Raw genomic sequence first — 24,964 nt, forward strand, 5'->3', positions numbered from 1 at the left:
TGATCAGCGAGGGTTTCCCAAGCTCCCGATGCTGACACGATCATTCGTATTGATGAAGTATGCCCGTAGGATCACTCCTACAGTAAGAATGCCGTCGCTCCGGCCTGAGCGATGGTTATCGCCCGCCGACCGACGGAGCTTTTTGTCTGCAAAACCGCGGCCGGCGGCTTGTCCGGCCCGGCTGCAGGCATCAACATGCGCCGATGAACATTCCCCTGCTGATCGGCAAGGGCGCCAGCGTGCAAGCGCTGGACCCGCGCTACGCCAACCGTCATGGCCTGATCGCCGGCGCCACCGGCACCGGCAAGACCCTGAGCCTGCAGGTGCTGGCCGAGGGTTTCTCGGCGCTGGGCGTGCCGGTGCTCGCGGTCGACATCAAGGGCGATCTGTCGGGAATCGCGCGTGCCGGCGTCGACAGCGAAAAAATCCAGGCACGCGCCGCGCGCGCCGGCATGGACGGCTGGACGCAGCAGGCCTGCCCGACGCTGTTCTGGGACGTGTTCGGCCGCCGCGGCCATCCGCTGCGCGCGACCGTATCCGACCTCGGCCCGCTGCTGCTGTCGCGGCTGCTGGAACTCTCCGAGGTACAGGCCTCGGTGCTGCAACTGGTGTTCCGCTACGCCGACGACCAGGGCCTGCTGTTGCTGGACATGAAGGACCTGCGCGCGCTGCTCACGCATGTCGCGGCCAACGCCAAGGCGCTCGGCGCCGACTACGGCCTGGTCAGCAGCGCCTCGGTCGCCGCGATCCAGCGCGCGCTGCTGGGCCTGGACGGCGGCGACGCCGGCACGTTCTTCGGCGAACCCGCGCTGGACCTGCACGATCTGCTGCGCGTCGATGCGCAGGGCCGCGGCCTGGTGCACCTGCTCGCCGCCGACCAGCTGTTCCTGCAACCTCGTCTGTACGCGGCGGTGATGCTGTGGCTGCTCGGCGAACTCTACGAGCATCTGCCCGAGGCCGGCGATGCGGATAAACCCAAGCTGGTGGTGTTCATCGACGAGGCGCACCTGCTGTTCAAGGACTCGAGCCCGGCGCTGGTCGACAAGGTCGAGCAGGTGATCCGGCTGATCCGCTCCAAGGGCGTCGGCATCTACTTCGTCACGCAGAATCCGCTGGATCTGCCGGACTCGGTGCTGGGCCAGCTCGGCAATCGCGTGCAGCACGCGCTGCGCGCTTTCACGCCGCGCGACCAGAAAGCGGTGCGCGCCGCGGCCGAAACATTTCGCGCGAATCCGGCCTTCGACGTGTCCGAGGCCATCACCCAGCTCGGCGTCGGCGAGGCGCTGGTGTCGACGCTGGGCGAAGGCGGCGTGCCCGGCATCGTCGAGCGCACGATGATCCGCCCGCCGCGCTCCGGCATCGGCGCGCTCGACGAGGCGACGCGCGCGGCGCTGATCGCGGCGAGCCCGCTGCGTGGGCGCTACGAGCAGGCGGTGGATCGGGAGTCGGCCTACGAGTTGCTGGCGCAGCGGGCCGAAAAGCCCGCGGCGGCGAGTCCCGATGCCGGCTGGAAGCAGGATGTCGAAGATGCCTGGGGCAAGCCGACCTCGAAACCGCGCGCTCCTGCCGCGCGTCGCGGCGACAGCGTCGCCGACGCCGCGATCAAGAGCGCGGTGCGCGGTCTCAGCGGCACGCTCGGCCGCGAGATCGGGCGCACGCTGCTGCGTGGTTTGCTCGGCTCGCTGAAACGCTAGAGCTGGAGCTGTAGGAGCGGATCCTATCCGCGACTGCGCCGTCGAAGCCTGAGTCGCGGATGGGATCCGCTCCTACAGGGCGGACGCATCGCAGGTGTCCGACGGTGTCCGATATCGGCGTTCGGACAGTCGCAAGGACGGCATCGCCTTGCCTCCATGCAGCCAGATTGCCAGCCGCGACAAGCACTTGTAATCCGGCGCGCAGCTTTGCACGCGCCTTGCCATATAAGCGGCATGAACGCACCGCTCTCCGGCATCATCCGTGACACCTCCGGCCAGGACATTCCGGTCGAAAAGCCGCGTCGGCGCTGGCTGCCGATCGCGGTCGGCTCGATCGCCGCGGTCGCGCTGCTGATCTGGGCTTACAGCCATTTCCTGAGCGGCACCCATCGCTCGGTGTCCGGCGACCGGCTGCGGATCGCCGAAGTCACCCAGGCCGCTTTCGTCTCCGACCTGTCGGCGCAGGGCAGGGTCGTGGCCGCGGTCAGCCCGACGCTTTATGCGCCGGCGCTGGGCACGGTGACCCTCAAGGTCGCAGCGGGCGAGAGCGTCGCGCAGGGCCAGCTGCTGGCGACGCTGGACAGCCCCGAAGTCACCAACGAATACGCGCGTGAGGATTCCAAGCTGCAGGGCCTGCGCGCGACGCTGGCGCAGGAAGGCATCGACGTCGAAACCACGCGCCTGCAGAACAAGCAGACCGTCGAACTCGCCAAGGTCGGCGTCGAAGGTGCCGAGCGTGAACTCAAGCGCGCACAGGACGCGCACCAGCTCGGTGTGCTGCCGGTGATGGAAGTCGATCGTCGTGCCGACGAACTGCGCGTGGCGCAGGTCAAGTACGCGCATTCGGTCGAGGAAAACAAGTTGAAGAACCAGAGCCTGGATTTTCAGCTGCAGTCGCGCCGTCTCGAAGTCGAGCGGCAGAAACTCAACGTCGACAACCTGCGCCGCCGCGTCGACGAGCTCAACGTCACCGCGCCGGTGGCCGGCGTGGTCGGCACGCTCAACATCGCACAGCGCGCCGCGGTCGCCGCCAATGCGCCGCTGATGACGGTGGTCGATCTGTCGCGTTTGGAAATCGATATCCAGGTTCCTGAAACCTATGCCGACAGCCTTGGCATCGGCATGCCGGCCGAGGTGCTCGTCGGCAGCAAACGGGTGCGCGGACATCTGACCGCGATCTCGCCCGAGGTCAACAACAACATCGTCACCGGCCGCGTCGCCTTCGACGACACGGTGCCACCGGAGCTGCGCCAGAACCAGCGCATCTCGGTGCGCATCGTGCTCGACCAGCGCGACAGCGTCGTGCAGCTGCCGCGCGGCTCGTTCATCGACGCCGGCGGCGGGCGCTACGCCTACGTCGTCCGCGACGGTGTCGCCACGCGCACGCCGGTCACCGTCGGCGCGGTCGCGATCGATCGCGTCGAAATCACCTCGGGCCTGAAGCCGGGTGATCACGTGGTGGTATCGGGCGACGACGCGTTCGAGAGCGCGACGAGTGTGCTGATCAGATAGCCAAACCTGTAGGAGCGGACCCTGTCCGCGACTGTGCCGGTTGGGACTCAGTCGCGGACAGGGTCCGCTCCTACAACCGATATTTCGAGATGAGTTTGAATTTCAGGAGCAACACCATGCTGAAGATGGAAGGCGTGCAGAAGATCTACCGGACCGACCTGGTGCAGACGCATGCGCTGCGGTCCTTGAGCCTGGAAGTCGAAGAAGGCGAGTTCGTTGCCGTGACCGGCCCCAGCGGCTCGGGCAAGACCACGTTCCTGAACATCGCCGGCCTGCTCGAGACCTTCGACGGCGGCCGCTACACGCTCGACGGCAAGGATGTCTCCGGCCTTTCCGATCGCGAGCGCAGCAAGATCCGCAACGTCAAGATCGGCTTCATCTTCCAGTCGTTCAACCTGATTCCGGATCTGAACGTCTACGACAACGTCGACGTGCCGCTGCGTTATCGCGGGCTCGCTGGCGGCGATCGCGACAAGCGCATCAAGGACGCGCTGGAACGCGTCGGCCTGGCGTCGCGGCTCAAGCATCTGCCGTCGCAGCTGTCCGGCGGCCAGCAGCAGCGTGTCGCCATCGCGCGGGCGCTGGCCGGCTCGCCGCGCATCCTGTTCGCCGACGAACCCACCGGCAACCTGGATTCGCTGATGGCGCGCGAAGTGATGAACATGCTGGAAGAAATCAACGCCCAGGGCACGACCATCGTCATGGTCACGCACGATCCGGAACTCGCGCGGCGCATGCATCGCAACATCCACATCATGGACGGCCAGGCCAGCGACTTCGAAGATCGCTCCGACGCGCCGGTCGACCGCATCGCGCCGCGCGCTGCGGCCGCCGTGTAAGGCCGCGCCATGTTCGGCTACTACCTGCGCCTGGGCCTGCGCCAGCTGCGTCGCTCGCCGGTACTGACATCGCTGGTGATCCTGACGCTCGCCGTCGGTGTCGCCGCGAGCATGTCGACCCTGACCGTTCTGTACATGATGTCGGCCGATCCGATTCCGCAAAAAAGCGATCGCCTGCTGACCGTGACGTTCGACAACTCGCCGGCGGATTCCGACGGCACCGAGGAAGACATTCCTCGCGGCCTGTCCTGGCTCGACGTCAAGGCCTTGCGTGAAGACGCCAAAGGCCTGCGTCGCAGCGGCATGTACGGCACCGGCGGCATCGTCGAGCCGCAGAAAGCCGGCGTGAAGAACTTCGTCGCGCAGGGCCTCGCGGTGGATCGCGATTTCTTCGCGATGATGGATGCAGACTTCAAGCTCGGCACCGCCTGGCGCCCCGAGGACGATCGCGACGAGGCGCGCGTGGTCGTCATCAGCCACGAGATGTCGCAGAAGCTGTATGGCGACGAGTCGCCGATCGGCCGCAGCATCAAGTTCAACAACAATGAATTCCGCATCGTCGGCGTGCTCGGGCCGTGGCGCATGCTGCCGCGCTTCTACCTGCTGGAGAACGGCGGCCGCGGCGCCGGTCCAGGCCTGTCGGATGAAGAAGAAGTGTTCATGCCGCTGAGTACCGCGATCGCCACCGAGCAGGACATCAACGGCAACGTCAACTGCCAGACTGATGCGGAGCCCGGTTTCAAAGGCCTGGTCGCTTCGGAATGCACCTTCATGCATTACTGGGTGGAGCTGAAATCGGCCGCCGATCGTCAGGAGTACCGTGACTACATCAGCGGCTACGTTGCCCAGCAGAAAGCGCGCGGGCGCATGCAGCGGCCGGACAAGAGCAAGGTTTACAACGTGCGTGACTGGCTGGCCTTCGTCGGCGTCGTCGACGACGACACGCGCCTGCAGACCTGGCTCGCATTCGGCTTCCTGAGCGTCTGCCTGGTCAACACCATCGGCCTGCTGCTGGCCAAGTTCACCGCGCGCTCCGGCGAGATCGGCGTGCGCCGCGCGCTCGGTGCCAGCCGCGCGCAGATTTTTGCGCAATACCTGCTCGAAGCCGCGGTGCTCGGCCTGGTCGGCAGCGTGCTCGGCGTGCTGCTCGCCTACGGCATGCTGCACATCATGGCCACGCAGTCGCCGGACCTGGCGGCGCTGGCGAAGATGGATACCTTGATGCTGGTGACGACGGTGCTGCTGTCGATCGCCGCGGCGATGCTCGCCGGCCTGCTGCCGACCTGGCGTGCGACGCAGGTCGTGCCGGCGCTGCAACTCAAATCGCAGTAAGGGGAGACCCCTCTCCCTCCGGGAGAGGGGCAGGGGTGAGGGCCTCGAAGTTTGGCACACACCCGGACGCCCTCATCCGGCGCTTCGCGCCACCTTCTCCCGGAGGGAGAAGGGAACAACGGTCGATATCAGTAGGAATCACTATGGAAATCCGTCCCATCCTTTCCGCGCTGTCACGCAACAAGACCGGCGCCTTCCTGATCGCCGCGCAGATCGCGCTGACGTTCGCGATCACCGTCAACGCCGCCTACGTGATCCGCGATCGCCTGGCGACCGCGGCGCGGCCGTCCGGCGTCGACGACGAGCAGCGCGTGGTCACGGTGCGCTACACCATGACCAGCTCGCAGAACCTCGACGCGTTACAGCAGCGCGACCTGCTCAGCCTGCGCGGCCTGCCCGGCGTGGAATCCGCCTCGATCACCAACCAGGTGCCGCTGGGTGGCGGCGGCTGGAGCGGCAGCATGGCCGCCGGCAACACCCGCGCCGCGCCCAGCGTCAACGCCGGCATGGTGTTCGACGACGGCAGCCTGCTGAAGACGCTCGGTATCAAGATGATCGAAGGCCGCTACTTCACGCCCGACGAAATCATGGTGGTCGATCCCAATACCAGCCGCGACAGCCCGTCGGTGGTGCTGGTCACGCGCGCGCTGGCCAAGACGCTGTTTCCGAACGACGCCAGCGTACTCGGCAAGACCATCTACCAGGGCAACACACCGGATTCTCCGGCAGCGAGCATCATCGGCGTGATCGACCATATCGAAACGCCATGGGCGCAGACCAGCGAAAAACATCTGAACACCGTGGTGTTTCCGCAGCGCCTTCTGCAGCCCTACAACTACTATGTGATGCGGCTGAAGCCCGGCGCGCTGGAGACCACCAAGCAGGCGGTGCTCGACGCGCTGGCCAAGAACGATCCGGACCGCGTCGTCGGCCGCGACGGTGTCGCCTCGATCGAGAAGCTGCGCGCCAAGCGTTATCGCGGCGAACACGCCGTCGCCGGCCTGCTGATCGCGGTCACCGTGTTCCTGCTGATCGTCACCGCCAGCGGCATCGTCGGCATGGCCAGCCTGTGGGTGAACCTGCGGCGCAAGCAGATCGGCGTGCGCCGCGCGCTCGGCGCGACGCGTGGCGACATCGTGCGTTACTTCGTCACCGAGAACCTGCTCATCACCGGCACCGGCGTCGTCAGCGGCGCGATCGCCGCGCAGCTGCTCAACGCCGCGCTGGTGCGGCAGATGAGCCTGCCGCAGCTGCCCTGGCCGGGGCTGGCGGTCGGTGTCGTCGCGCTGCTGCTGCTCGGCGTCGGCTCGGTGATGGGCCCGGCGGTGCGCGCGTCGCGGCTGTCGCCGGCTCTAGCCACGCGTAGCGTTTAGCCCGGGTGAAACCCGGGATGATGTCGGCGGGAGCGCTACCCCGGGTTTCACCCGGGCTACGGGGATCAGGGCAGCTGAGGCATTTCCCGTCTCGCGCCGGCTGCAGGCGATCCCTTAAGGTCGCGCAAGTGCCTGCACTCGGCAGTCGTAACTTTCGGACCCCATGGCCACGATCCTGATCGTCGATGACAACCGCGCCGTCTGCACGGCGCTCGAAGTGCTGTTCGCACTGCACGGACTGAAGACGCATGCCTGCGCCTCCCCCGACGCGGCGCTGGAACTGCTGGAGAGCGAGGACATCGACCTGGTGATCCAGGACATGAACTTCCGCTCCGACACCACCTCCGGCGAAGACGGTATCAAGCTGTTCCGCGACATTCGCGAAATCGACCCGGAAATGCCGGTGATCCTGCTGACCGGCTGGACCCACCTGGAGCACGCGGTCGACCTGATGCGCGCCGGCGCCGCCGACTATCTGGGCAAGCCCTGGGACGACGCCAAGCTGATCACCACGGTGCACAACCTGCTGAAGCTGCGCCAGGCGACGCGCGAGAATCACCGGCTGCGCTCGGCGCGACGCGCGGTGCGCACGCGCGTCGCCGGCGCCTTCGACCTGTGCGGCCTGGTCTACGAATCCGATGCGATGCACGAGACCGTGAGCCTGGCGACGCGCGTCGCGCATGCCGACGTGCCGGTGCTGATCACCGGGCCCAATGGCGCCGGCAAGGAAAAGATCGCCGAGATCGTGCAGGCCAACAGTTCGGTCAGCGACGGGCCCTTCATCCGCGTCAACGTCGGCGCGCTGCCGGCGGAGCTGATGAGCGCCGAGCTGTTCGGCGCCGAGGCCGGCGCTTTCACCGGCGCGCAGAAGGCGCGCGCCGGGCGCTTCGAGGCGGCCGACGGCGGCACCCTGTTCCTCGACGAGATCGGCACCCTGTCGCTCGAAGGCCAGGTCAAGCTGCTGCGCGTGCTGCAAACCGGACAGTTCGAGCGCCTCGGCAGCACGCAGACGCGCGGCGCCAAGGTGCGCGTGATCAGTGCCACCAACTCCGACCTGCGCGCCGGCATTTCAGCCGGCACATTCCGCGAAGATCTTTACTACCGGCTCAACGTGATCGAGCTGCGCGTGCCGGCGCTGCGTGATCGCGCCGACGATATCCTGGTGACCGCGAACGCCTTCCTCGACAACGCGCATCGCTTCAGTCTCGAAGCCGAGCGCGCGCTGCTGGCCTATCCCTGGCCGGGCAATGTGCGCGAGCTGCAGAACTGCGTGAAGCGCGCCTGCCTGCTGGCGGCCGGCGACATCATCCAGCCGCGCGAACTCGGCCTGCCGGCGGTCAGCGAACGCATGGTCGAGAGCGGGCCTTCACATGCGCTGCCCGAGCCCGATCGCGAAACCGTGCAGGCGGTGCTGAGCCGCAGCGGCGGCGTCATCGCCAGCGCCGCGCGCGAGCTGGGGCTGTCGCGCCAGGCGTTGTACCGGCGCATGGAGAAGTTCGGGCTGCACGAAAGATCCCCTCTCCCTTCGGGAGAGGGGCAGGGGTGAGGGTCTCGCAGCGCGCGCGGTCGTCGACGCCCTCATCCGGCGCTGCGCGCCACCTTCTCCCGGGGGGAGAAGGGAACAGGCCATGACATCATCCGCCCGATGAAAACCATCTCCCTCGAAGGCCGCACGCTGGCCGTCTGCAGCACGCTGGCGGTCGCTGGCGCGCTGCTCGGCGTGTGGCTGGCGCGGCATGTCGCCGACACGGTGCTGGCGGCGCTGATCGGCGCGCTGATCGTGCTGCCGGTGTCGACCCTCGTCGTGCGCCGGTTCATGGCACCGGTGTCGCGGCATCTGCGCGCGCTGGTCGACGGCGTTTCCTCGCTGCGCGACGGCGATTTCAGCGTCAGCCTCGCGGTCACGCGCAGCGACGAGCTGGGCGAACTCGCCGGCGTCTACAACAGCGTCGGCGACATCCTGCGCAGCGAGCGCCAGAACCTGTACCAGCGCGAACTGCTGCTGGACACGGTGATCCAGTCCTCGCCGCAGTCGCTGGTATTGACCGACACCGTCGGCCACGTGCTGTATGCGAACACCGCGGCGCGCAAGCGCTTCCATCGCGGCCGGCGCATGGAAGGCCTGTTGTTCGACGAGCTGCTGGCGAAGGTCTCGCCGGCGCTGCGCGAAGCCGCCAACGCCGAGCGTGATGGCCTCTACACCGTCGAGGAGGAGGGCGAGGAGGCGGAGATCCTGCACGTCACGCGCAACCACTTCACCTTGAACACGCGCGAGCACCGGCTCTACCAGTTCCGCAGCCTGACCCGCGAGCTGACGCGCCAGGAGCTGCAGACCTGGAAGAAGGTGATACGCGTGATCAGCCACGAGCTGAACAATTCACTGGCGCCGATCTCCTCGCTGGCGCATTCCGGCCGGCTCGCGGTGCAGGCGCAGCGCCACGACCTGCTCAGCGAAATCTTTCTGACCATCGAAGAGCGCAGCGCGCGGCTCAAGCAGTTCCTGGAGAACTACGCGCGCTTCGCCAAGCTGCCGCAGCCGCGCAAGGCCGCGGTGGACTGGGCGGACTTTCTGGCACATCTGCAGCGCACCGCGACGTTTACCCAGATCGGCAGCGCACCGACCGCGCCGGCGCATTTCGATCGCGCGCAGATCGAGCAGGTGCTGATCAACCTGCTGAAGAACGCGCACGAGGCCGGTGGCGCGGCCGAAGGCGTCGAGCTGGAGGTGCGTGCCGTAGCGGAGCCGGGATCGGGCGACCAGGTGCTGATCCGCGTGCTCGACCGCGGGCCGGGGATGTCGGACACGGTGCTGGCGAGCGCGCTGCTGCCGTTCTATTCGACCAAGCCGGACGGTACCGGCCTGGGCCTGACCCTGTGCCGAGAAATCATCGAGGCCCACGGCGGCCGGGTCGCCCTGGCGAATCGTGCGGTCGGCGGGCTGGAAGTACGGCTGTGGCTGCCTGCCGCCGGCGTTCAGTAGAGGTTCGGCGCGGTCGGCAACACTCCCTCGCACTTATTCGTTCACAAGGGAGCATCACCGTGAAAATCCTCGGCGTGGTACTGATTCTGGCCGGCATCCTCGGCTTCGTCTTCGGCGGCTTCAAGTTCAAGGAAACCGACAAGGTCGCGGATATCGGCCCGGTCGAGATCAACAAGGAACAGACCCATTCGTTCCCGGTGACGCCGATCGCCTCCGGCGCGATCCTGCTGGCCGGCATCGTGCTGCTGGTGGTTGGCGCCAAGAAGTAAGCGATCCCCGTTCCTCCCGAGTAGCCGCTTGCGGCGTATCGAGGGACGTATCCGGCGGCAAGCTTGGCGCGGTCCCTCGATACGCCCACTGGGTGGGCTACTCGGGAGGAACGGAGATCGGTAGGACCGTCTCCCGCGCTCAAACCCTCAGGCGCCCGGCAATCGAAGGCGGCATACTGCGCGCCCTTTGGATTGCCGGGCGCCTTCGTTCGTGGTCAGTACGCGTTCCCATTTCCCGCCGCAGATCCTCGCCGAGGGGATCCAAGCGCTCGGCCTGAGCCTGCCGGCCGAGGCGCCGGCGCGCCTGCTCGCCTACCAAGCCGAGCTGTTGAAATGGAACACCGCCTACAACCTGACCGCGATCCGCGATCCGCAGCTGGTGGTGACGCGGCATTTGCTGGATTCACTGAGCCTGCTGCCCTTGTTGAATGACGGCGCCTTGCTCGACGTCGGCAGCGGCGCCGGCCTGCCGGCGCTGGTGCTGGCGATCGCGCGCCCGCAGTTGCCGGTGGTCGCGCTCGACAGCAACGGCAAGAAGGCGCGGTTCATGCGCCACGCGGTGCGCGCACTGCATATCGACAACGCCCGCGTCATCGAGGGCCGGGTCGAGGACCTGGGCTCCGCTGAGACCTTCCCGCAGATCACCAGCCGCGCCTTCGCCAGCCTGGCCGATTTCCTTGGCCTGACCAGGCATCTGCTGGCGCCGGGTGGTCAATGGGTGGCCATGAAGGGCAAACTAGACGCTGGCGAACGCGCGGCGCTGCCGGCGGACTGCCAGGTAGCGGCGACGCATCGCCTGCAGATTCCGGGCCTCGCCGAAGACCGGCACGCCGTCATCCTGACCCTTAGAACTCCATGACCCACGTCATCGCGGTCGCCAACCAAAAGGGTGGCGTCGGCAAAACCACCACCTCGATCAATCTTGCCGCCTCGCTCGCGGCCACCAAGCGCCGCGTGCTGCTGGTGGACCTCGACGCCCAGGGCAATGCGACGATGGGCGTGGGGGTGGACAAGGCGCTGCTCGAGCTGACCGCGCGCGACGTGCTGCTGGAGAAGACCCCGCCGGCACGCGCGATCCAGTTCCTGCCGCAGCTCGGCCTGTGGCTGTTGCCGGCCAATGCCGACATGACCGAGGCCGAGATCAAGCTGCGCGACATGCCGGCCGGCGATTTCGCGCTGAAGACCGCGCTGGCCGACGTCGCCGGACAGTTCGACTACATCATCCTCGACTGCCCGCCGGCGCTGTCCAAGCTCACCGTCAACGCGCTGGTCTGCGCCGACGGTGTGCTGATCCCGATGCAGTGCGAGTACTACGCGCTGGAGGGCCTGAGCGCGCTGGTCGACACGGTCGAGAAGATCAAGCGCGTGATCAACCCGAGGCTGGAGATCGAAGGCCTGCTGCGGACCATGTTCGACCCGCGCAACAATCTGGCGAACGACGTCTCGGCGCAGCTGGTGCAGCATTTTCCGGACAAGGTCTATCGCACCATCATCCCGCGCAACGTGCGGCTGGCCGAGGCACCCAGCCACGGCCTGCCGGTGATGTTCTACGACTCGGCCAGCACCGGTGCCAAGGCCTACCTGGCGCTCGCCGGCGAAGTGCTGCGTCGCCACGACGGCGGCCAGTTGCGTCTGAACGCAGAAGAAGTCGCATGAACACCGTAGCCCGGGTGCAACCCGGGGCCGTGTCGATCGAGTCCCCGGGTTTCTCCCGGGCTACGAGGAGCTGGAGACTTTGAGCTTGAAGAAAAGAGGTTTGGGACGCGGGCTGGATTCGCTGCTGAGCAGCGTCAATGCGGTCGCCGCGCCGGTCGAGGCCGGCGAAGAGCTGCGCCAGCTGGCGCTGGACGAATGCCAGCCCGGCAAGCACCAGCCGCGTCGCGCCTTCGACAACGAGGCGCTGGAAGAACTGGCCGGCTCGATCAAGGCCCAGGGCGTGATCCAGCCGATCGTGGTGCGCCCGGCCGACAACGGCCGCTACGAGATCGTCGCCGGCGAACGCCGCTGGCGGGCCGCCAAGCTGGCCGGCCTGGCGACGATTCCGGCGGTGGTGCGCAACCTCGACGAGCGCGGCGCGATGGCCGTGGCCCTGGTCGAGAACATCCAGCGCGCCGACCTGAACCCGCTGGAAGAAGCCGAGGCGCTGCACAAGCTGATCCTGGAGTGCGGCCTGACCCACGAGCAGGCGGCGACCGCGGTCGGCCGCAAGCGCGCCAGCATCACCAACCTGCTGCGGGTGATGGAGCTGGAAGCCGAGGTGCAGCAGTGGCTGCGCGAAAACCGGCTGACGCTGGGCCACGCCAAGGCCTTGCTCGGCCTGCCAAAATCCTCGCAGACCGCGCTGGCGCACCGGGTCATCGACGAGCACCTGACGGTGCGCCAGACCGAGGCCCTGGTGCAGGCTGCGCAGAATCGCGGCGAGGTGAAACAGCCGGCCAAAACGGCGCCGCCGGCCACCGAGCTGGAAACACGGATACGTGAAACGATCGGCCTTCCGGTGAAGCTGAGCCAGAATCAGGCCGGCCGCGGCAAACTGACCGTGGTTTTCCGCAACGCCAAGGAGCTGGAAGCTTTGCTCGGGCGTATCGCGAGCCGCTAGCAGTGCCCTCGTATGACCGGTTTTTGTAACCGTTCGTACTCCATTGGTAACCGTTCACAGTTGAATTGACCGTTTATCGCCCCGTATACTTGATGGGCTTGATGCCTTGCAGACGGTAACGCGGATGTCACTGGGTACGCGCCTCGCTTGGTATCAGCTGCTGGTCGGCCTGGGGGTCGGTGTGTTGTGGTGGCTGGGGTCGGGTTTCGACGCCGCCTGTGCCGCAGCCGCCGGAGGAGCCGCCAGCGGACTTCTGACCTGGTATACGGCCGTCAAGGCGCTGGGGCGGAAGCATCAGGACCCGCACGCGATGTTGTCCGATTTCTTTCGCGCGCAGGCCTGGAAATATGGGCTGGCGGCCGTGATTTTCGTCGCGGCGATTAAAATATTCGGGCACCAGTTCCTGCCGTTCATAACGGCGTATCTGGCGACCATTTCAATTTACTGGTTCTCTCTGCTTTGGAAAGAGTGATGGCGAGCGCGGCACAGACTCCAGCGGAATACGTCACCCACCATTTGCACCATCTGGTCCATGGCGAAGCCGGCGGCTTCATCACGATGGACAACTGGCACATCGACACACTGCTGTTCTCCACGGTCCTGGGCCTGATCTTCCTGACGCTGTTCCGCATCGTTGCGGTTCGTGCCACCGCCGGTGTTCCGGGCAAGCTGCAGAACGCCATCGAGTGGATCGTCGAATTCGTCGACAACTCGGTCAAGGATGCTTTCCACGGCGACCGCAGCTTCATCGCGCCGCTGGCGCTGACGATCTTCGTCTGGGTGTTCCTGTGGAACTGCATGGACTTCCTGCCGGTCGACCTGCTGCCGCTGGCCTGGGGTTATATCAACGTGGCGATGGGCCACGATCCGGCGCACGCCTACCTGCGCGTGGTGCCGTCGGCCGACATGAGCGCGACCTTCGCGCTGTCGATCTCGGTGTTCATCCTGATCTTCGTCTACAGCTTCAAGGGCAAGGGCGCTGGCGGTTTTGCCAAGGAATTCCTGACCCATCCGTTCGGCCCGTACATGCTGCCGGCCAACGTGCTGCTCAACGTCGTCGAATACCTGGCCCGCCCGATGTCGCTGGCACTGCGACTGTTCGGCAACATGTACGCCGGTGAACTGATCTTCATCCTGATCGCGCTGCTGGGCATGGCCTGGAGCGGCCCCAACGCGCTGAGCATCGGCCTGTTCGGCGGCCAGATCATCGCCGGCCTGGCCTGGATGCTGTTCCACTTGCTGGTCGTGACGCTCCAGGCCTTCATCTTCATGACGCTGACGATCGTGTATCTCAGCATGGCCTACGAGCACCACTAAGCCAGACCGATTTCCGCTGTACCGATTTTGTTGTGCGCTGTACGTCGTAACCGCTACTAAACCACCGCAATAGATATAGAGACGGAGCATCCCATGGAGTTGATCGCAGCAATCCAGGCCAGCACGGCCATCACCATCGGCCTGATCTTTGGTCTGGCTGCCCTGGGCACCGCCATCGGCTTCGGCCTGCTGGGCGGCAAGTTCCTGGAAGGCGCTGCCCGCCAGCCGGAAATGGCCAACATGCTGCAGACGCGCATGTTCATCATCGCCGGCCTGCTCGACGCTATCGCCATCATCGGCGTCGCCATGGGTCTGCTGATGATGTTCGCGAACCCGCTGCTGGCCGCTCTGCAGCCCGCCGGCTAAGACGCGATCCGCGTCTTGATTTCGAAGTTCGACTGACTCGTTTTTAAAGAGAATCGCGATGCAGGCAAGTATCCCTTCCATCGTTGGCCAGATGATCGTGTTCTTCATCTTCGTGTGGTTCACGATGAAGTACGTCTGGCCGCCGATCACCAAGGCGCTCGAAGAGCGTCGCGTGCGCATCGCCGAGGGTCTGGCGGCTGCCGAGCGTGGCGCGGCTTCGCTGAAGGAAGCTTCGGCCAAGAGCGACGAGGCCCTCAAGGCCGCTCGCGTTCAGGCCCAGGAGATTCTGACGGCCGCGAACAAGCAGGCGACCCAGATGGTCGAGGCCGCCAAGCTGACCGCGACGCACGAAGCCGAGAAGATCGTCGAGCATGCCAACGGCGAAGTCGCCCGTCAGGTGACTCACGCCAAGGAAGAGCTGCGCAAGCAGGTCGCCGATCTGGCGGTGCTGGGCGCGGCGCGCATCCTCAAGCGTGAAGTCAACGCCAGCGCGCACGCCGACATCCTGCAAGACCTGGCCGCGCGGATCTAACACGGGACTGATGGGCTCATGGCCGAACTGCAAACCCTCGCTCGTCCCTACGCCAAGGCGGTCTTCGAACTCGGCCGCGAAAGCGGCGGGCTCAAGGACTGGTCCGAGCGGCTGGCGTTGATCGCCGCCGCGGTGCAGGTGCCGGAAACGGCTGCGCTGATCGGGCATCCGCGCGTCACGCGGCAGATGTTGTCGCAGGCGCTGTCGAAAGCCTTGGGCGCATCGCTGGGCCATGACGGCCAGGGTCTGGCGCAGCTGCTCGCCGAAAACGGCCGTCTCAAGCTGGCGCCGCTGATCGCGGAACAGTTCGAGGCGCTGCGTGCCGAGGCCGAGTCGCGGGTCGACGTCGAAATCACCTCCGCTGCCGAAGTGCCGGGCGCGCAGCGTTCGGCCCTGGGTGCGGCGATCGGCGAGCGCCTCAAGCGCATCGTTGCGATCGACTGGAAGACGGACGAGAGCCTGATCGCGGGCGCGGTGGTTCGCGCAGGCGATCTCGTCATCGACGGCTCGGTCAGCGGCGAACTCGAGCGCATGAAGAGCGCGCTGACGCAGTAAAGCTCAAGCAATAAAGAAAAGCCGGGCGTGAAAGCGCCCGTAAAGAATCAGCCGGACGCGGAAAACGCCGCGTCCCTACGGACACTCAGGGCATTAACCATGCAACTCAACCCTTCCGAAATCAGCGACCTGATCAAGGCCCGCATTCAGAACTTCGACGCGACCACCGAAGCCCGCAACACCGGCACGATCGTCTCGCTGCAGGACGGCATCGTCCGCGTCCACGGCCTGTCGGATGCGCTGCAGGGTGAAATGCTCGAGTTCGGCGCCGACAAGACCGGCGCGCCGACCTACGGCCTGGCGCTGAACCTGGAGCGCGACTCGGTGGGCGCCGTGGTTCTGGGTGACTACAAGCACCTGAAGGAAGGCGACACGGTCAAGACCACCGGCCGCATCCTCGAAGTGCCGATCGGCCCGGGCCTGCTCGGCCGCGTCGTCGACGCGCTGGGTCGTCCGATCGACGGCAAGGGCCCGATCGTCGCCGCCGGCACCAGCCCGATCGAAAAGATCGCGCCGGGCGTCATCGCGCGTCAGTCGGTCGACCAGCCGGTGCAGACCGGTTACAAGGCCGTCGACGCGATGATCCCGGTCGGCCGCGGCCAGCGCGAGCTGATCATCGGCGACCGTCAGACCGGCAAGACCGCGCTGGCGATCGACGCGATCATCAACCAGAAATCCACCGGCATTAAGTGCGTCTACGTCGCCATCGGCCAGAAGGCGTCGTCGATCGCCAACGTCGTGCGCAAGCTCGAGGCCAACGACGCGCTGGCGCACACCATCGTCGTCGCCGCCTCGGCCTCCGAAGCCGCCGCGCTGCAGTTCATCGCGCCGTACTCCGGCTGCACGATGGGCGAATACTTCCGCGACCGTGGCGAAGACGCGCTGATCGTGTACGACGATCTGTCCAAGCAGGCGGTTGCCTATCGCCAGGTGTCGCTGCTGCTGAAGCGCCCGCCGGGCCGCGAAGCCTATCCGGGCGACGTGTTCTATCTCCACTCCCGTCTGCTCGAGCGTGCGGCCCGCGTCAACGCCGACTACGTCGAAGCCTTCACCAACGGTGAAGTCAAGGGCAAGACCGGCTCGCTGACCGCGCTGCCGATCATCGAAACCCAGGCCGGCGACGTCTCCGCCTTCGTTCCGACCAACGTGATCTCGATCACCGACGGCCAGATCTTCCTTGAAACCGATCTGTTCAACGCCGGCATCCGCCCGGCCGTGAACTCCGGTATCTCGGTCAGCCGCGTCGGTGGCGCCGCGCAGACCAAGGTCATCAAGAAGCTCTCGGGCGGCACCAAGCTGGCGCTCGCGCAGTATCGTGAACTCGCCGCGTTCGCGCAGTTCGCCTCCGACCTCGACGCCGCGACCCGTGCGCAGCTCGAGCGTGGCCAGCGCGTCACCGAGCTGATGAAGCAGAAGCAGTACGCGCCGATGAGCGTGGCCGAAATGGCCGCCTCGCTGTACGCCGCCGAAAAGGGCTACCTCGACAGCGTGCCGGTCGAGAAAGTCGGCGCCTGGGAAGCCGCGATGCAGCAGTTCCTGGCCAGCACCTACAAGCCGCTGGTCGACAAGATCAACGTCAAGGGCGACTGGAACGACGCGATCGAAGGCGAGCTCAAAGCCGCGCTCGAAGCGTTCAAGAAGCAGAGCGCGATCTAAGCGTAGTCGCGAAGAACAGGAGCACTCGTGGCCGGCGCAAAGGAAATCCGCACCAAGATCAAGAGCGTGAAAAACACGCAGAAGATCACGCGTGCGATGGAAAAAGTGGCGATGTCGAAGATGCGCCGCGCGCAGGAACGCATGCTGGCCGCGCGTCCCTATGCCGAGGCGATCCGCCGCACGATGGGTCATCTGGCCAATGCGCAGCCCGAGTATCGCCATTCGTACATGGTCGATCGCCCGGTCAAGCGCGTCGCCTACCTGATCATCTCCACCGACCGCGGTCTGGCCGGCGGCATCAACGTCAACACCTTCCGCTCCACGATCCGCTCGATCAAGGAATGGAAGGACAAGGGCGTCGACGCCGATCTGGCGATCGTCGGCAACAAGGGCATCAGCTTCTTCAAGCGCATCGGCGGCAAGGTGCTGGCGACCGCGTCCGGTCTCGGCGACAAGCCGACGCTGGAGAGCGTGTTCGGCACGATCAAGGTCGTCACCGACGCGTTCCGTAACGGCGACGTTGATCGCGTGTACGTGGTCTACGCGAACTTCGTCAACACGATGACGCAGCGCCCGACCGTGCAGCAGCTGCTGCCGATCGAAGCCACGCCGGCCGACGGCCTGCTCAAGAGCTGGGACTACATCTACGAGCCGAGCGCCACCGAGCTGCTCGACACCGTGCTGCAGCGTTATCTCGAGTCGCAGGTCTATCAGGCCGTGATCGAGAACACCGCGTCCGAGCAGTCCGCGCGCATGGTGGCGATGAAAGCCGCCACCGACAACGCCGGCAAGATCATTCAAGGGCTGCAGCTCGCCTATAACAAGGCGCGCCAGGCCAGCATCACCAAGGAACTCGCCGAGATCGTCGGCGGCGCCGCAGCCGTATAGAGCGTTTTTCGTTTCGTAGAAACGAAAGAACGCTCCAACAATTTGTGCAATTTTTTAGGACGGGGCCGCAGGCCCCGCTTTGAGAGTAATGACTATGAATACCGGCAAGATTGTTCAGATCATCGGCGCGGTTGTCGACGTGGAATTCCCGCGCGACGCCATCCCCAACATTTACGACGCGCTGACCATCGAAGGCGCCGCGCTGACGCTGGAAGTGCAGCAGCAGCTCGGCGACGGCGTGGTCCGCTGCATCGCGCTGGGTTCCTCGGAAGGCCTGAAGCGTGGCCTGGTCGCCAACAACACCGGCGCGCCGATTTCGGTGCCGGTGGGCAAGGGCACGCTCGGCCGCATCATGAACGTGCTCGGCGAGCCGATCGACGAAGTCGGCCCGGTCGAGACCAGCGAGCGCTGGTCGATCCACCGCGACGCGCCGACCTATGAAGACCAGTCCGGCTCCACCGAGCTGCTGGAAACCGGCATCAAGGTCATCGACCTGCTGTGCCCGTTCGCCAAGGGCGGCAAGGTCGGCCTGTTCGGCGGCGCCGGCGTCGGCAAGACCGTCAACATGCTCGAGCTGATCAACAACATCGCCAAGGCGCACAGCGGCCTGTCGGTGTTCGCCGGCGTCGGTGAGCGTACCCGCGAAGGCAACGACTTCTATCACGAAATGTCCGAAGCCGGCGTCATCCAGCAGGGCAACCTGTCGGAGTCGAAAGTGGCGATGGTCTACGGCCAGATGAACGAGCCGCCGGGCAACCGTCTGCGCGTCGCGCTGAGCGGCCTGACGATGGCCGAATACTTCCGCGACGAAGGCCGCGACGTGCTGTTCTTCGTCGACAACATCTATCGCTACACGCTGGCCGGTACCGAAGTCTCGGCGCTGCTCGGCCGTATGCCGTCGGCGGTGGGTTACCAGCCGACGCTCGCCGAAGAAATGGGCGTGCTGCAGGAGCGCATCACCTCGACCAAGAAGGGCTCGATCACCTCGATCCAGGCGGTCTACGTTCCCGCGGACGATCTCACCGATCCGTCGCCGGCGACCACCTTCGCGCACTTGGATTCGACCGTGACGCTGTCGCGTGACATCGCCAGCCTGGGTATCTACCCGGCGGTCGATCCGCTTGATTCCACCAGCCGCCAGCTCGACCCGGACGTGGTCGGCGCCGAGCACTACAACACCGCCCGCGACGTGCAGGGCGTGCTGCAGCGCTACAAGGAACTGAAGGACATCATCGCGATCCTCGGCATGGACGAACTGAGCGAAGACGACAAGCGCGTCGTTGCCCGCGCGCGCAAGATCCAGCGCTTCCTGAGCCAGCCCTTCCACGTCGCCGAAGTGTTCACCGGCTCGCCCGGCAAGTACGTTTCGCTGAAGGAAACCATCCGCGGCTTCCGCGGCATCGTCGACGGCCAGTACGATCACCTGCCGGAGCAGGCGTTCTACATGGTCGGCACCATCGACGAGGCCATCGAGAAGGGCGCCAAGATGGCGGCGGCCTAGTTTGTCTCCTTCCCCCGCTCGCGGGGGAAGGCCGGGATGGGGGCGGAAGGCGCGGCGCTGTCGTCCCGCCCCCACCCTAGCCCTCCCCCGCAGGCGGGGGAGGGGACTTGAAAGCAGACATTGAGGTAGAGATTCATGGCGCAGATCCACGTCGACATCGTTTCCGCGGAAGGCCAGATCCACAAGGGCGAGGCCAGCATGGTCTTCGCTCCGGCCGAGATGGGCGAAGTCGGCATCGCGCCGCGTCACTCGCCGCTGCTGACTCGTCTGAAGCCGGGCGCAGTGCGCGTGCGCACGCCCAGCGGCGAAGAGCTGCAGTTCTTCGTCTCCGGCGGCATTCTCGAAGTGCAGCCGCACCTGGTCACCGTGCTGGCCGACACCGCGCTGCGCGCCAAGGATGCGGACGAAGCCTCCGCGCTGAAAGCCAAGCAGAACGCCGAAGCCGCGCTCGCCGGCGCCACGTCCGAAATGGACCTGGCCAAGGCGCAGCAGGAAATGGTCGAGGCCTCGGCCCGCCTCGAGTTCGTGCGCAAGCTGAAGGCGCCGGGACACCACTAGGCGTTCGGCGCTTGCAAAGAAAAAGCCCCGGTTTCCGGGGCTTTTTTGTTTGTCACGGCGCTCCGTTCGGATCCCTCGATACGCGGGCAAGCCCGCTACTCGGGACGAACGGGCTTAGGTTGATGCGGCGAGCGAAGCTGACTCAGCCGCGGTCGTCGTTGCCGAACCGCGTCTGCAGACTCGCCAGCCAGCGCGCGACGACTTCCATCTCGGCCTCGCTGAAACCTTCGCTGATTTTCGCGTTGATCTGCTCCAGGCCGCGGCGCGCGGCCTGCAGCTTGTCGCGGCCGGCGTCGGTCAGGTGCAGGTGCATGGAGCGGCCGTCGTGCTCGGCGCGGCGGCGTTCGATCAGGCCGCCCTTGCTCATGCGATCGGCCAGGCCGGTCATCGCCGACGGCGCCAGATCCAGCGCCTCGGCGATTTCACCGATCAAGGCGCCGTCGTTCTTCGCCAGATAGAACAGTGCGCCGGCCTGCGCCGCCGAGGCGCCGCCCTCGGCGCCGAAGCGCGATTCGATCCAGCGATTGACGCGCCGCTGGCCGACGTTGAGCAGGAAGAACAGACGGCGATCGGGCGCGGGCATGGCGACATGATAGATCGGCCAACATCACGCGGCGGCGCGCTGCTCGATCTGCGCCGACAGCCACTCGCCGACCATCGGCCACAGCACCGGCGCCATCGCGCGGCGGAAAAATCCCATGTGCCCGATGGCTTCTACGCCGACCTCGCGAGGCGCGATTTGCAGACGCTGCACCTCGCAACGCGTGAAGTGCCTGACCAGCGCGGAAATCGCGGCGGGGTTCGCCCAGGGATCGTCGTTGAAGCCGATCGCGAGCAGCGGCAGTTGCTTTTCGCCGAAACGGCGCAGCGCCTGCAACGACGGATCGTCGAAGAAATAGCGCGGCTTCGCGCACCAACCGCACCACTCCCGCATCACGCCGGAGGGCATGTCCTCGCCCAGGCCGAGCCGGCTGCCGGGCATGTAGCCGAACAGGCGCGTCGCCAGCGGGCCGACCAGCTGCAGCATCAGCCGCACGCGCAGGCGTTCGCTGCGCGGCGTCACGCTGCCGATGTAGCCGGCGTGGCTGGCGATCATCACCGCCGCGTGCAGATGGCGCGTGGCGTCGCTGATGCCGAGCGCGTGGCCACCGACGCTGTGGCCGACCGCGAGCAACGGCAGTTGCGGGAATTGCGCGCGCGCCCAGTCGGTCGCGGCGCCGACGTCGAGCTCCATCCAGTCGCGCATGCGTGCCTTGGATTCGCGCAGCGGTTTCGGCGCCGAGCGGCCGATGCCGCGGTAGTCGTAAGTCAGCACGGCGAAGCCCTGTTCGGCCAGATAGCCGGCGAACGGCAGATACAGCCGCTCCGGCACGGCGGTCGCCGGATGGATCAGCACCGCCGCGCGCGCCGCGCCGGCGGGGCGGTGCAGCGTGCCGTGCAGGCGATAGCCGTCGACAGCGGCGAATTCGATGGCGTGCGAGGTCATGGCGATGCGGCTCCGAGGGGATGTCGCCGGCGAAGCAATACGCCGGCGTATGCGAAGAATATATTTCGTACACGAAATAAATTGCAAGCGTCCGGATCAAAATGTGTACAGCTGTGTTCAACTCCGGTTCGTTATTCGTACGCTTTAATCGCAGTGCAGCAAAAGCCAGGACTTTCGGCGGAACTTGCGCCGCGATGAGCGGTTCTACTTATTACCTGTCACGGAATTCGTCACTGCTTTCAATGTTCTGCATCCCGCAAGCCATGGATGGCCTGGGTCGCGACGCGATGCGTCGCATGCTCGGCGGCGTGCTGCTGGTCGCTTTGGCGGTCTGGCTGATCGCGGCTTCCAGCCAGGCCCGGCGCGATGACGGCAGCGCCGGCCTGCCGGAGGTGGCATTAGCAGAACCGTCGGGCGGGGACGTCGACGCCGAGCCGGCCTCCGTCGATCTGGACAAGGACGTCGACACCGCGACGCGCGATTTCGGCGCCACGCCGCTGACCGCGCCGGGTCTGCCCCGAGACACACCCCAACCGCGAGGCCGCGGACCCAAGCCCTTGTTGCGGCCTCCGACCCTGGTTTGAACGAGCGCGGCGCCGATGCGCGCCGCCCGCTGTGCTGCCGCCGTGACGCCCGTCGCGCGGCATGTCGTTCAACGCAAACCAGACGAGTAAACCGCCATGCAACGCCTGATTCAGGGATTCCAGCAGTTCCGCAGCGTCTCTTTCCCTCACAAGCGCGAGCTGTTCGAAAAGCTCGCCGCCGCACAGCATCCGCACTCCATGATCATCACCTGCGCCGATTCGCGCGTGGTGCCCGAAGTGTTCATCGAAAGCGAACCCGGCGAGCTGTTTGTGTGCCGCAACGTCGGCAACATCGTGCCGCCTTATGCGCAGTTCACCGGCGGCGTGTCAGCCGCGATCGAATACGCGGTGGCGGTGCTCGGCGTCGCCAACATCGTCGTCTGCGGCCATTCCGACTGCGGCGCGATGAAGGCCACGCTGAAACCGGCAGCGGTCGACGCGCTGCCCGCGGTCAGTGCCTGGCTGCGTCACGCCCACGTCGCCAAGCAGGTGGTCGACACCAACTATCACTTTGAAGATCCCGCGCAGACGCTGTGCAAGCTGACCGAGGAGAACGTGGTGGCGCAGCTCGACCATCTGCGCACGCATCCCTCGGTCGCTGCGCGCATCGCCGGTGGCCAGCTCGGCCTGCACGGCTGGGTCTATGACATCGAGGCCGGCACGATCAAGGCGTACTGCTCGCAGCGCCGCCATTTCGTTCCGCTGGAAGAGGTCATGGCCGACAGCGCCGGCTGGCCGTCGGCGACGCCGCCGGCGCGCCTGCACAACACCGTGGAGGAGCTGCAATGAGCGCGCTCATGCAGAAGTTCGGCGACGCGCGCGCGGGCCTGGCGCGCAATACGCTGTCGTCGATCGTCGTGTTCCTGGTCGCGCTGCCGCTGTGCATGGGCATCGCGATCGCCTCCGGCGTGCCGCCGGTGGCGGGGCTGATCACCGGCGTCATCGGCGGTGTCATCGTCGGCCTGTTCTCGGGCTCGCCGCTGCTGGTCAGCGGCCCGGCTGCGGGCCTGGCGGTGCTGGTGTTCGATCTGGTGCGCGATCACGGCCTGATCGCGCTCGGCCCGGTGATCGTGCTGGCCGGCGTGATCCAGTGGATCGCCGGCCGCGCCAGGCTCGGCGTCTGGTTCCGCAGCGTGTCGCCGGGCGTGGTCAGCGGCATGCTCGCCGGCATCGGCATTCTGATCGTCGGCTCGCAGCTGCACGTGATGTTCGACGCCGCGCCCTTGCCCAACGGCCTGCAGAACTTCGCGGCGGCGCCGGGCCGCGTGTGGAACGCGATCAGCAACGGTGACGGCATGACCGCCGGCGCGCTCGGCCTGGCGACGATCGCGATCATGCTCGCCTGGGAGAAGTTGCGGCCTGCGAAGCTGCGACTACTGCCGGGCGCACTGCTCGCGGTGGTCGCGGTCACGCTGACGGCGCAGCTCGCGGCGCTGCCGGTGGCGCGTATCGATCTGCCGGCCGATCTGCTGGCCTCGATCAGGCCGATAACCGGCGACGCGTTCAAGCTGCTGCTCGATCCGGCGCTGCTGATCGCGGCGGGCGCGTTCGCATTCATCGCCAGTGCCGAGACCTTGTTGTCGGCGGCGGCGGTCGATCGTCTGCACGACGGCGCGCGCACCCACTACGACAAGGAGCTGTCGGCACAGGGTATCGGCAATGTGCTGTGCGGCGTGTTCGGTGGCCTGCCGATGACTGGCGTGATCGTGCGCAGCGCCGCCAACGTGCAGGCCGGCGCGACCTCGCGCCTGTCGACGATCCTGCACGGCAGCTGGATGCTGCTGTTCGTGCTGGCGCTGCCGTGGCTGCTGCGGATGACGCCGATCGCCGGCCTGGCCGGCATCCTGGTCTACACCGGCGTGAAGATGATCAACCCCGCGCAGCTGCGCGAGTTCGCCGACTACGGCCGCGGCGCGGTGCTGGTGTTCGTCGCCACCGCCGGTGTCATCGTCGCCACCGATCTGCTGACGGGCGTGCTCGCCGGCATGGCGCTGTCGCTGCTGCGGCTGTCGCTGCGCGCGGCGATGCTGCACGTCAACCTGAAGCAGCACGACGAGCAGCACAATCACTGGACCTTGCGCCTGGTCGGCTCGGCGACGTTCCTCAGCGTGCCGCGCATTGCAAAGGCGCTGGACTCGGTGCCGGAAGGCGCGACGCTCACCCTCGACGCCGAACGCCTGCGCTACATCGACCACGCCTGCCTGGTGCTGCTGCGCGACTGGCAGCGCACCGCGCCGGCGACGAATCGCGAACTGATCGCCGATGACAGCCTGCTCGATGCGCGCGCCGAGTCCGGCGGGCGCCGGGCCATGGTGCAGGCGCTGAGTTGAGTGCACGACTGACCGCGCGGGCAGTCCGCGCCCGCGCTGTCAGTCGCCGCTGTCGTGCATCACCAGCATCCATGCCGAGCGTGCGCCGGAGATCAGCAGCAGGATCAGCGCGGCGAACATCAGCGACCAGAAAATGTCCTCACGGATGCGTCCCAGGCCGAGGCCGACGCCAGCGAGCGTCAACGCGGTATTGCCGAGGAACGATAGCCAGAAGCGCAGCAGCACCGAGCGCTTGCTCGCCGCATCGCGATGGCGCAGCACCGCGATGACGCTGCGCACGACACGTTGCAGGCCGAGCCCGCCGACCAGCGCCATCGAATAACCGATCTGCACGCCGGAGTAGGGCACCAGCATCAGCAGCGACACCAGCAGCACGTTGATGAAGTCGGCAAAGGTCTGCCGCGCCAGCTTGCGCAGACCGATATCGCCGTCGGCGCCGGACAGGCCCATCGCCTCGGGCTTGAACGTCAGCGCGACGAACACCAGGCCGACGAGGCCTCCGCTGACCTGCGCGGTCGACGAGAAAAACGCATTCCATTGCAGCAGCTGCTGGTGAAAATCTTCCATTGCCGTCCTGTCCTGATATGGCAGCG

At 66.4% G+C, this 24,964-nt stretch carries 26 protein-coding genes; 23 read left to right on the forward strand and 3 right to left on the reverse strand.

All coding sequences use genetic code 11. The features are described 5' to 3' along the window. The first annotated feature begins 203 nt into the window (after positions 1-203). The 20 genes from ACQZF9_RS00655 to ACQZF9_RS00750 all read left to right on the forward strand — a co-directional run bounded on the left by ACQZF9_RS00655 (position 204) and on the right by ACQZF9_RS00750 (position 19,971). A complete protein-coding gene (locus ACQZF9_RS00655) occupies positions 204-1,694 on the forward strand; it encodes a helicase HerA-like domain-containing protein (protein ID WP_428311351.1) in 1,491 nt (496 codons plus the stop codon). 234 nt (positions 1,695-1,928) lie between these two features. Further along, the gene (locus ACQZF9_RS00660; RefSeq protein ID WP_428311352.1) at positions 1,929-3,206 is read left to right on the forward strand and encodes an efflux RND transporter periplasmic adaptor subunit; all 1,278 of its coding nucleotides are present in this window, start codon (positions 1,929-1,931) and stop codon (positions 3,204-3,206) included. A gap of 116 nt (positions 3,207-3,322) precedes the next feature. After that, entirely contained in the window at positions 3,323-4,045 is a 723-nt protein-coding gene (locus tag ACQZF9_RS00665; protein WP_428311353.1) for an ABC transporter ATP-binding protein, read from the forward strand. Between the two features lie 9 nt (positions 4,046-4,054). Then, positions 4,055-5,377, forward strand: a complete 1,323-nt coding sequence (locus ACQZF9_RS00670) for an ABC transporter permease (RefSeq protein ID WP_428311354.1) — start codon at positions 4,055-4,057, stop codon at positions 5,375-5,377. Positions 5,378-5,520: 143 nt separating this feature from the next. Continuing rightward, positions 5,521-6,750, forward strand: a complete 1,230-nt coding sequence (locus tag ACQZF9_RS00675) for an ABC transporter permease (RefSeq protein WP_428311355.1) — start codon at positions 5,521-5,523, stop codon at positions 6,748-6,750. Positions 6,751-6,913: 163 nt separating this feature from the next. Next, positions 6,914-8,296 (forward strand): sigma-54-dependent transcriptional regulator, encoded by a 1,383-nt coding sequence (locus ACQZF9_RS00680; protein WP_428311356.1) that lies wholly within the window; start codon positions 6,914-6,916, stop codon positions 8,294-8,296. Positions 8,297-8,395: 99 nt separating this feature from the next. Next, positions 8,396-9,730, forward strand: a complete 1,335-nt coding sequence (locus ACQZF9_RS00685; RefSeq protein ID WP_428311357.1) for a sensor histidine kinase — start codon at positions 8,396-8,398, stop codon at positions 9,728-9,730. A 59-nt stretch (positions 9,731-9,789) separates the two neighbouring features. Next, positions 9,790-9,999 (forward strand): DUF3185 domain-containing protein, encoded by a 210-nt coding sequence (locus tag ACQZF9_RS00690; protein ID WP_428311358.1) that lies wholly within the window; start codon positions 9,790-9,792, stop codon positions 9,997-9,999. A gap of 211 nt (positions 10,000-10,210) precedes the next feature. Continuing rightward, a complete protein-coding gene (rsmG, locus tag ACQZF9_RS00695) occupies positions 10,211-10,858 on the forward strand; it encodes a 16S rRNA (guanine(527)-N(7))-methyltransferase RsmG (RefSeq protein ID WP_428311359.1) in 648 nt (215 codons plus the stop codon). Next, positions 10,855-11,655, forward strand: a complete 801-nt coding sequence (locus ACQZF9_RS00700; RefSeq protein ID WP_428311360.1) for a ParA family protein — start codon at positions 10,855-10,857, stop codon at positions 11,653-11,655. Before rsmG ends, ACQZF9_RS00700 begins: the two co-directional genes overlap by 4 nt. A 79-nt stretch (positions 11,656-11,734) precedes the next feature. After that, positions 11,735-12,598 carry a ParB/RepB/Spo0J family partition protein gene (locus tag ACQZF9_RS00705; protein WP_428311361.1) on the forward strand — a complete coding sequence of 288 codons (864 nt, stop codon included), beginning with the start codon at positions 11,735-11,737 and terminating at the stop codon, positions 12,596-12,598. Between the two features lie 124 nt (positions 12,599-12,722). Beyond that, on the forward strand, positions 12,723-13,070 hold the full coding sequence (locus ACQZF9_RS00710; RefSeq protein ID WP_428311362.1) for an ATP synthase subunit I: 348 nt from the start codon (positions 12,723-12,725) through the stop codon (positions 13,068-13,070). Next, complete coding sequence (gene atpB / locus ACQZF9_RS00715) at positions 13,070-13,915, forward strand: F0F1 ATP synthase subunit A (RefSeq protein ID WP_428311363.1); 846 nt, start codon at positions 13,070-13,072, stop codon at positions 13,913-13,915. The genes ACQZF9_RS00710 and atpB overlap by 1 nt, the downstream gene beginning before the upstream one ends. Before the next feature lie 93 nt (positions 13,916-14,008). Beyond that, positions 14,009-14,281, forward strand: a complete 273-nt coding sequence (atpE, locus tag ACQZF9_RS00720) for a F0F1 ATP synthase subunit C (protein WP_428311364.1) — start codon at positions 14,009-14,011, stop codon at positions 14,279-14,281. Between the two features lie 58 nt (positions 14,282-14,339). Continuing rightward, positions 14,340-14,813 carry a F0F1 ATP synthase subunit B gene (locus ACQZF9_RS00725; protein WP_428311365.1) on the forward strand — a complete coding sequence of 158 codons (474 nt, stop codon included), beginning with the start codon at positions 14,340-14,342 and terminating at the stop codon, positions 14,811-14,813. A gap of 18 nt (positions 14,814-14,831) precedes the next feature. After that, a complete protein-coding gene (locus ACQZF9_RS00730) occupies positions 14,832-15,368 on the forward strand; it encodes a F0F1 ATP synthase subunit delta (protein ID WP_428311366.1) in 537 nt (178 codons plus the stop codon). Between the two features lie 99 nt (positions 15,369-15,467). Then, positions 15,468-17,024: a F0F1 ATP synthase subunit alpha gene (gene atpA, locus ACQZF9_RS00735; RefSeq protein WP_428311367.1), complete on the forward strand. Its 1,557-nt coding sequence runs from the start codon at positions 15,468-15,470 to the stop codon at positions 17,022-17,024. Positions 17,025-17,051: 27 nt separating this feature from the next. After that, positions 17,052-17,912 (forward strand): F0F1 ATP synthase subunit gamma, encoded by an 861-nt coding sequence (atpG, locus tag ACQZF9_RS00740; RefSeq protein ID WP_428311368.1) that lies wholly within the window; start codon positions 17,052-17,054, stop codon positions 17,910-17,912. A gap of 94 nt (positions 17,913-18,006) precedes the next feature. After that, on the forward strand, positions 18,007-19,413 hold the full coding sequence (gene atpD, locus ACQZF9_RS00745) for a F0F1 ATP synthase subunit beta (RefSeq protein ID WP_428311369.1): 1,407 nt from the start codon (positions 18,007-18,009) through the stop codon (positions 19,411-19,413). Between the two features lie 135 nt (positions 19,414-19,548). Further along, complete coding sequence (locus ACQZF9_RS00750; RefSeq protein WP_428311370.1) at positions 19,549-19,971, forward strand: F0F1 ATP synthase subunit epsilon; 423 nt, start codon at positions 19,549-19,551, stop codon at positions 19,969-19,971. 142 nt (positions 19,972-20,113) lie between these two features. Here ACQZF9_RS00750 and ACQZF9_RS00755 read toward each other — a convergent pair whose 3' ends face one another. Together ACQZF9_RS00755 and ACQZF9_RS00760 are read right to left on the reverse strand one after the other, a co-directional pair. Next, on the reverse strand, positions 20,114-20,554 hold the full coding sequence (locus tag ACQZF9_RS00755; protein ID WP_428311371.1) for a MarR family winged helix-turn-helix transcriptional regulator: 441 nt from the start codon (positions 20,552-20,554) through the stop codon (positions 20,114-20,116). A gap of 24 nt (positions 20,555-20,578) precedes the next feature. Further along, complete coding sequence (locus tag ACQZF9_RS00760) at positions 20,579-21,457, reverse strand: alpha/beta hydrolase family protein (RefSeq protein ID WP_428311372.1); 879 nt, start codon at positions 21,455-21,457, stop codon at positions 20,579-20,581. Between the two features lie 263 nt (positions 21,458-21,720). Between ACQZF9_RS00760 and ACQZF9_RS00765 the strand changes: the two genes are divergently transcribed. The 3 genes from ACQZF9_RS00765 to ACQZF9_RS00775 all read left to right on the forward strand — a co-directional run bounded on the left by ACQZF9_RS00765 (position 21,721) and on the right by ACQZF9_RS00775 (position 24,371). Further along, positions 21,721-22,041 (forward strand): hypothetical protein, encoded by a 321-nt coding sequence (locus tag ACQZF9_RS00765; RefSeq protein ID WP_428311373.1) that lies wholly within the window; start codon positions 21,721-21,723, stop codon positions 22,039-22,041. A gap of 96 nt (positions 22,042-22,137) precedes the next feature. Beyond that, complete coding sequence (locus ACQZF9_RS00770; protein WP_428311374.1) at positions 22,138-22,830, forward strand: carbonic anhydrase; 693 nt, start codon at positions 22,138-22,140, stop codon at positions 22,828-22,830. After that, positions 22,827-24,371, forward strand: coding sequence for a SulP family inorganic anion transporter (locus ACQZF9_RS00775; protein WP_428311375.1), 1,545 nt, complete (start codon positions 22,827-22,829; stop codon positions 24,369-24,371). The genes ACQZF9_RS00770 and ACQZF9_RS00775 overlap by 4 nt, the downstream gene beginning before the upstream one ends. A gap of 39 nt (positions 24,372-24,410) precedes the next feature. On the opposite strand, the gene ACQZF9_RS00780 is transcribed toward ACQZF9_RS00775, so the two are convergent. Next, positions 24,411-24,938 carry a hypothetical protein gene (locus ACQZF9_RS00780; RefSeq protein WP_428311376.1) on the reverse strand — a complete coding sequence of 176 codons (528 nt, stop codon included), beginning with the start codon at positions 24,936-24,938 and terminating at the stop codon, positions 24,411-24,413. Between the last annotated feature and the right edge of the window lie 26 nt (positions 24,939-24,964).

The organism is Hydrocarboniphaga sp., from assembly GCF_965279055.1.
Classification (GTDB): domain Bacteria; phylum Pseudomonadota; class Gammaproteobacteria; order Nevskiales; family Nevskiaceae; genus Hydrocarboniphaga.